The sequence below is a fragment of the Bradyrhizobium sp. UFLA05-153 genome (assembly GCF_054185185.1).
This window is the reverse complement of the sequence record NZ_JBBIAM010000229.1, coordinates 1-6,849: the sequence shown is the minus strand read 5'-3', so window position 1 is coordinate 6,849 and position 6,849 is coordinate 1. Positions and strand designations below refer to the sequence as shown.

The window sequence follows — 6,849 nt, the reverse complement described above, 5'->3', positions numbered from 1 at the left end:
ACCCCGAGCATCCTCAACAAGGATTACACCATCACCGCGGAGATTACCGTCCCCCAGGGCGGCGCGGAAGGAATGATTGCCACTTTCGGCGGTCGCTTCGGCGGATATGCTCTCTACCTGCTCAAAGGCAAGCCAGTCTTCGTTTACAACTTGCTCAATCTAGAGCGGTATCGCTGGGAGGGCGGCGTGGGAGGCCGCGATGTGTTTGGCGATGCGCTCAAGCCCGGCAAGCACACGATCGTGTTTGACTTCAAGTATGACGGCCCCGGCCCGGGCAAGGGTGGCACCGGTGTGTTGACGGTGGATGGCAAGCAGTTAGCCAAGAAGACGATCCCGCACACGATCCCCTTCCTTATGGCGATCGACGAAACCTTTGACATCGGGAGCGATACCCGCACGGCGGTGGACGACAGCTACAAGCTGCCGTTCCGCTTCACCGGCAAGATCGACAAGCTGACCTACAAGCTTGGCGCGACGCAAATGACGAGTGACGAACAAAAGCTCATGCGGCATGCTCTCGAAAGAGCAAGGGACTAGGTACCGCAATCCCGGACAGCATTTACGGGCGCTGAGTAGGCGCCCGTGCCGGACATATTGCGATAGTCCGGATGTGGCACGTTTGAGACATGCCGACTGCATCGAGCAATGTCCGAGTTCGAGAGCAAAGCGGCTTTAGTATTGCGGTTGTACGCGCTGCAATTAAGGCATGCAGCGATGTCCATCGGCCGGCGCGTCAGGAGTGACGAGCATGATGTCCATAAAATTGCCGCTCTGGCTTCGCTTTTTCCTGCTTATCGGAGTCGCTGTTTTTGCCGCAGGCGCAGGTCTCCTTGGCTATCGGTACTACACCCGCCCGGTAACACTTACCGTGGCGGTCGGCTCGATTGACGGCGAGGCAGCCCAGGCAATGTCAGCCATGGCAAGCGAACTCGTTTCAACGAACGCGCCGGTCCGGCTCAAGGTTATCGACAGCGGCACCGCGCTTGAGGCGGCTAACGCCTTCTCCGCGGGCAAGGTCGACCTGGCCGTGGTTCGCGGCGATGTCGGCGACTTGTCGCAGGCGCAGGCCGTCGTCGTCGTCAGCCATATGGTCGTACTGATCATCGTGCCGCCGGGATCGTCGATCGACGAAATGGCCAACCTGAAGGGACACACGGTCGGCGTGGTCGGCGGAGTAGCGAACGCTAAAGTTGTCGATGTGTTGACCAAGGAATATGATCTGGCGAGCGCAAAAGTTGTGTTCAAGAACCTTGCTGTGACGGATGTCCGGCAAGCCATTCAGTCAAAACAGGTCAGTGCCCTGCTTGTCACGATCCCGCTCGCCGAAAAATATCTCTCGCTCGTTCGCGGATTTTTTCAGCTCGACCATAAAAAGGTTCCGGTACTGATCCCGATCGAGTCCGCGGGGGCAATCGCAGAGAATGAACGCGCCTTTGAAAGCTTCGACGTCCCGAAGGGCACGCTGCGGGGATCGCCGCCGGTCCCGGAAGATGACCTGACGACCTTGAGGACCTCACTATACCTGGTTGCGCAAAAGAAGCTCGGCACTGATCTGGTAACCAGCCTCACGGAGGCGATCATGAGCGCGCGCAGGAACCTTCTGCGCGAGCAGCCGATTTTCGCGCAGATCACCGCGCCCAGCACCGACCAGGATGCCTACCTTCCGCTGCACCCTGGCGCGGCAGCCGTCTACAACAGCACCACGCAGAGCTTCATGGATGAATACGGCAACTGGATCTATTTGACGCCGATGGTGCTGGGCGGTGCTGCCACCATGCTTGCGACGGCGTGGAAATTCCTGGGCGTCGGCAACCGCGCAACCGAAGGCCCGCTCGATTCTCTCTACGCCCTGGCGCGCCGGATTCGGAAAGTCGACACAGAGGCTGAACTTTCGGATATCGAAGAAGAAATCGACGGCATTCTAAAGGCGGAGCGCGCTAAATCCGCTGCTGGAGACGAGAGCGCGGTGGATGATGCCACATTGAACGTGGCAGCCCACCGGCTGGAGAACTTGATTCACGACCGACGCACATTGATCGCGAAGGGACACGCAGTTGCCTCCGCCGCCTAGGCGACACACCGCCAAGTCGCGACACAGGTGAATCATGAATGCAATCGCGGTATCGTGCATCACGTTTGTATGCATCTCAGGCGGCGCCTTGCTCGGTATGTTCCTTCCTGGGCATCACCTGAGCACGGATGACAAGGATGTCGTCAGGCTGGGCACGGGCCTGATCGGGACGATAGCCGCGCTTGTCCTCGGCCTGCTGATCGCCTCGGCGAAGGGTTCCTACGACACGCAGAGCACTCAAGTCACGCAGATGACGAGTAATGTTGTCCTGCTCGACAATCTGCTGGCGCAGTACGGACCGGAGACGAACGACGTACGCAATCTGTTACGGCGCGGCATCATTGTTTTAGCCGATCGAATGTGGCGCGAGAACAGTTCCGAGATTGCCAAGGCGAACCCCTTCGAGGCGAGCGCCGCAAGCGACGCATTCTTTGCGAAGCTTCCGCAGCTTTCGCCGCAGAACGATTCCCAGCGGTCCCTGCAAGCCCGGGCCATACAGATCGCCACCGACATTGCGCAGACCCGCCTGCTGCTGTTCGCACAGACGAACAACTCAATCCCTATGCCGTTCCTGGTGGTGCTGATTTTCTGGCTCACCATCATCTTTGGAAGCTTCGGCCTGTTTGCCAAACCCAACGCAACCGTTTTCGGCTCGCTGTTCGTTTTTGCACTGTCGGCCGCCGGGGCGATCTACCTAGTCCTGGAGCTGGGCCAGCCATTTGCGGGTTTGATGCAAATTTCCAGCGCGCCACTGCGCAACGCCCTCACGCCGCTCAGTCCCTAAGCCCTTCGCATGATCGGGGTTGCCGGCCAGAGCAAGCCCCGACTGCCATCTCGGTCGTCGCGACCCGCTGCAGCTTTTCGAATTGATCAAGATGCGCGTCGTGCTGAGATGTCCGAATCTGGCCCTTCGCGTCATTTGCTGCGTCTACTCAAAAGCGGTTGCTATCGGGACCGAAGCGGACATCGATTGGTAGCGAGTGACCTTGCCCCCTGGACTTAATCCAGATTGAAGTTCGCTCTGGCCCATATGAGCATGAAGCGCAGCCGCTTTACGGAAGAGCAGATCATCGGGATTTTGAAGGAGCACGAGGCTGGCGTGTCGGTTGCCGATTTGTGCCGGAAGCACGGCGTCAGCGATGCCAGCATCTACAAATGGAAAGCCAAGTTTGGCGGGATGGAGGTCTCGGAGGCCAAGTGGCTGAGGACGCTGGAGGACGAGAACACGCGGCTGAAGCGGCTATTGGCCGACGCCATGCTGGACAATGCGGCGTTGAAGGACCTCCTGGGAACGAAGTGGTGACGCCCGCAGGGAAGCGGAAAGCTGTCGCCCATCTCATGGAGGCCCAGGGGATGAGCGAACGGCGGGCGTGTAAAGCCATCGGCTGTTGCCGCATGACCATCAGATATCGGACGACCCGGGCGGATGACGCTGCCCTACGCCAACGCATGAGAGCGATCGCCGAGGTGCGCCGTCGCTTCGGCTATCGGCGCCTGCATGTTCTGCTCAAGCGGGAGGGCTATCTGGTCAACCACAAGAAGCTGTTCCGGCTCTATCGGGAAGAGAGGCTCGTGGTCCGTCGCCGTGGTGGCCGCAAGCGGGCGCTCGGGACCAGGGCGCCGATGGTGGTGCCGATAGCGCCGAATGACCGCTGGTCGCTCGACTTCGTCTCGGATCAGCTTACCGATGGCCGCCGCTTCCGCATCCTGACCGTGGTCGACGAGTGCACGCGCGAGTGTCTGGCGTTGGTGGCCGACACCTCGCTGTCTGGCTCCCGGGTGGCTCGGGAACTGGACCGGCTGATCATCGAGCGCGGCAAGCCCAAAATGGTGGTCAGCGACAACGGCACCGAATTGACCAGCAACGCCATCCTGACATGGGCCGATCAGAGCCGCGTCGCCTGGCATTACATCGCGCCCGGCAAGCCGACGCAAAATGCCTTCATCGAAAGCTTCAATGGCCGTCTCCGAGACGAATTGTTGAACGAGACGCTGTTCACTTCGCTGGCCCAGGCCAAGGTCCAACTCGGACATTGGCGGGCCGACTACAACGATACGCGACCCCACTCGCAACTCGGATGGAAAACACCATCCGAGTTCGCCTTCACCTGCAACCCGCGACGGGATCTGGCGCTGCGCTATGCCGATGGCTCCGCACCAGCTCCCGTCGCTACCATCGCCCCGGGTAAATCCACCAGCCAGAGCGAACTCAGGACTGGATAAAACCTGGGGGCAAGGTCACGAGCACTGCCCGGCTCAGTCGCGAATGACCAAGGTGGACATCGTCACGTCGCTGCCGGGTTCAAGACAGGTTCTCGAATTGCCAATCTGTTCCTGTGCACGGGTGGGTGGTGTCCGTATTTGACCCGAGGTGTCCTGGTTCGGAGGTATTAGTGTCCCAATTTGTTTTGTATGCACTTCTGAACAGAAATTTTTCCCGGAATATGCCTTTATATCTCATCACCGCCCCGTCCGTGGCTTCTATCGGTGACTGAGAACGCCGGTTGCGCTCCCGCCTTACTCGAACAAAGGGAGCGCGCCATGACAAGTCGGCGTTGTTTCAAGCAATCCATCTCATTCCAAGATCGCCTTGCTGCGTTCGCCCGGGACGCCCGGGACGAAGCAGCCAAGCTTCCACCAGGTATCGAGCGCGACGACATGCTGCGCAGAGCCCGGCAGGCCGACACCGCTGCACATCTGGACGAATGGGCTAACTCGCCCGGCTTGCAGCCACCGAAGTAGACGCGCCCATGAAGGATATGCAGGCGCACCTAGAAAAGCTGCGCACTCAGATCGCTGAATGCGAAATGATCCGCGATTTGGCAACCGACCAGAAGAAGAGAGAGCTGTTCGCGAGACTTGCCGAGCATTTCAGGGTTTTGGCGAACGAGATCGAAAAGACGATAGGGGTCACAATCCCGCGCCCGCTATTGGAGCCTTCCTCCAAAGAGAAAGACTAAGGCACATCAGCCGTGCAGGTTCAATTCAACGGACCTTTGCCGCACTATCTTGACGGATAGTTGCTGCCCGTTCCGTGTTCTCGGGCGAGCGCGAGGGTTCGGCCTTAGCCGTGTCCGATGTAATCCATTCTTCCACCATCCACTACTAACAACTGGGCCGTTACCCAACCCGCCTCCGGAGCGGCAAGGAAAGTCACAGCGTTAGCGATATCCGCGGGCTGTCCGATGCGCCCCACTATTGTCCGCTCGGCAAGACTCTTCTCGATCGCCTTCCACTCGTCGGCGCTGCGCATTCCCTGCGTCATATCCGTGCGGACGAATCCTGGCGCCACCGCGTTTACGGTGATCCCGTCAGCGCCCAGCTCCATCGCGAAGCGACGCGTCAATATCGCGGTCTCCGCTTTTGTCGCGGCGTAGAACGCATTGCCGGGCAGCGCCGTTCCGATCGCGGCTATAGAGGCCACATTGACAATCCGGCCATAGCGGCGGGCGCGCATGCCCGCCATAGCAGCGCGGGTCGCGTGAATAGTGCCGTCCGCGTTGACGCGACGCATGCGATCGAACTGTTCGTAATCGAATGTGTCGAGCGTTGCCTGATGGAACACTCCGGCGTTGTTGACTAGTATGGTCACCGGGCCAAGCTGCGCCTCGGCCCGCTCGATCATCATCTGGACGGCGCGAAAGTCCGCTACGTCCGCACACGCCGTTGTAGCGCGCCCGCCTTCGCCCTTAATTTCGGACGCGACTTGCTCGGCCGCGTCCGCGCGCGCCGCGTAGTTGACGCACACGGCGGCACCCCGCTTGGCCAGGAGAAGCGCGATCGCCCGGCCAATGCCGCGCGCGCCACCGGTCACGACCGCCACCTGGTTGCTCCATGTCATTGCTGTTCTCCCGCTCGCGATACCCCACAGCTTCTTCGAAATATCGACCGCAACTAATGCCGCAGCAAGTTGTTTCGCGACATTTCTACGTTCGGGAACGCATCAGGAGAACGTTGGCCCGCACCCCTTCTTTCTAGCTACGCTGAAGGTCGAGAATTTGCCGCTGCGTGTGGATCACTCGGGGCTGCCAATCAAACGCAAAGCTGATGATCGAGGGCCTTTGGAAACCAGGGTTGCCCCAATGAGCCCGTAACTTGTTCCGGACGAGTGATCGAATACGAGACGCAATTTGCTGCGCTGCATGAGTCTGGAAGTGACGTCGCGCAAGAAGCCAAAATGTTGGCGCGCGATCACAAGAACACCGCAGCGTAAGTGTACAAGTAGTAGTCTTGGGACCACCCCAGTCGGAAAAATTCGACAATCCCGTAAACTATTGCAGCAAGAATAGGTACTTCGATTCTGGCAGCCATGATGTCGCCCTTCGTCCCCTTCAGCTCTGGAGGAACAGAAAAGGAATCCATTTCAGTTCCCCTTCATTTCTCTATTTGGATGCCAATGAAGGAGCATCAGCACTCGCTCGATGAACGTCAATCTCAGTGTAATTCGAATCATCAGCGGCGCTGCGTCGCAATGTCCGCTTTGGGGTCCGGCGTTTCACGCAGCCAGGGTAGATTCGGTTATTCGGCGATGTTGGCTCGATGTCCGGTTTGCCCGAGAGCGGAAGCGGCTGAACGATTTATGAGGTACGCGCGCCCTACGCCAGCGCACCATGAGCCGGTACATAGCCGGATGAGTCCGGTTGCGGCCCGCAGCGCTCGCCCCCAGGCAACGGCCGAGACGAAAGGACGCGTCAGAATCAAAGCGACAGGAACGAGCATTGATCCAAATCAAAGATGAGGTTGCTAGGCTTGAAATGGGATTTCGAATGCGCTGGCGT

5 protein-coding genes and 1 pseudogene are annotated in these 6,849 nt (G+C 59.3%); 5 read left to right on the top strand and 1 reads right to left on the bottom strand.

From position 1 onward, the window contains the following. The 5 genes and pseudogenes from Q2941_RS50090 to Q2941_RS50070 all read left to right on the top strand — a co-directional run. A pseudogene (locus Q2941_RS50090) lies at positions 1-537 on the top strand (arylsulfatase); the annotation flags it as partial. 211 nt (positions 538-748) lie between these two features. Continuing rightward, complete coding sequence (locus Q2941_RS50085; protein ID WP_458197322.1) at positions 749-2,071, top strand: TAXI family TRAP transporter solute-binding subunit; 1,323 nt, start codon at positions 749-751, stop codon at positions 2,069-2,071. Between the two features lie 34 nt (positions 2,072-2,105). Further along, a complete protein-coding gene (locus tag Q2941_RS50080) occupies positions 2,106-2,855 on the top strand; it encodes a bestrophin-like domain (RefSeq protein ID WP_458197321.1) in 750 nt (249 codons plus the stop codon). Positions 2,856-3,107: 252 nt separating this feature from the next. Continuing rightward, positions 3,108-4,294, top strand: a protein-coding gene (locus Q2941_RS50075; protein WP_458197323.1) for an IS3 family transposase whose coding sequence is annotated in 2 segments (ribosomal slippage) — positions 3,108-3,363 and positions 3,363-4,294 — 1,188 coding nt in all. Because the reading frame shifts where the segments join, the coding sequence is not laid out codon by codon here. Positions 4,295-4,821: 527 nt separating this feature from the next. After that, positions 4,822-5,031 (top strand): hypothetical protein, encoded by a 210-nt coding sequence (locus tag Q2941_RS50070; RefSeq protein ID WP_458197320.1) that lies wholly within the window; start codon positions 4,822-4,824, stop codon positions 5,029-5,031. A gap of 104 nt (positions 5,032-5,135) precedes the next feature. Here Q2941_RS50070 and Q2941_RS50065 read toward each other — a convergent pair whose 3' ends face one another. Further along, entirely contained in the window at positions 5,136-5,912 is a 777-nt protein-coding gene (locus Q2941_RS50065) for an SDR family NAD(P)-dependent oxidoreductase (RefSeq protein WP_458197319.1), read from the bottom strand. Positions 5,913-6,849 lie beyond the last annotated feature (937 nt).

Excerpts from the sequence above, each read along its gene's own strand:
- Q2941_RS50085 (WP_458197322.1), top strand. The coding sequence starts at position 749 with ATGATGTCCATAAAATTGCCGCTCTGGCTTCGCTTTTTCCTGCTTATC.
- Q2941_RS50080 (WP_458197321.1), top strand. The coding sequence starts at position 2,106 with ATGAATGCAATCGCGGTATCGTGCATCACGTTTGTATGCATCTCAGGC.
- Q2941_RS50070 (WP_458197320.1), top strand. The coding sequence starts at position 4,822 with ATGAAGGATATGCAGGCGCACCTAGAAAAGCTGCGCACTCAGATCGCT.
- Q2941_RS50065 (WP_458197319.1), bottom strand. The coding sequence starts at position 5,912 with ATGACATGGAGCAACCAGGTGGCGGTCGTGACCGGTGGCGCGCGCGGC.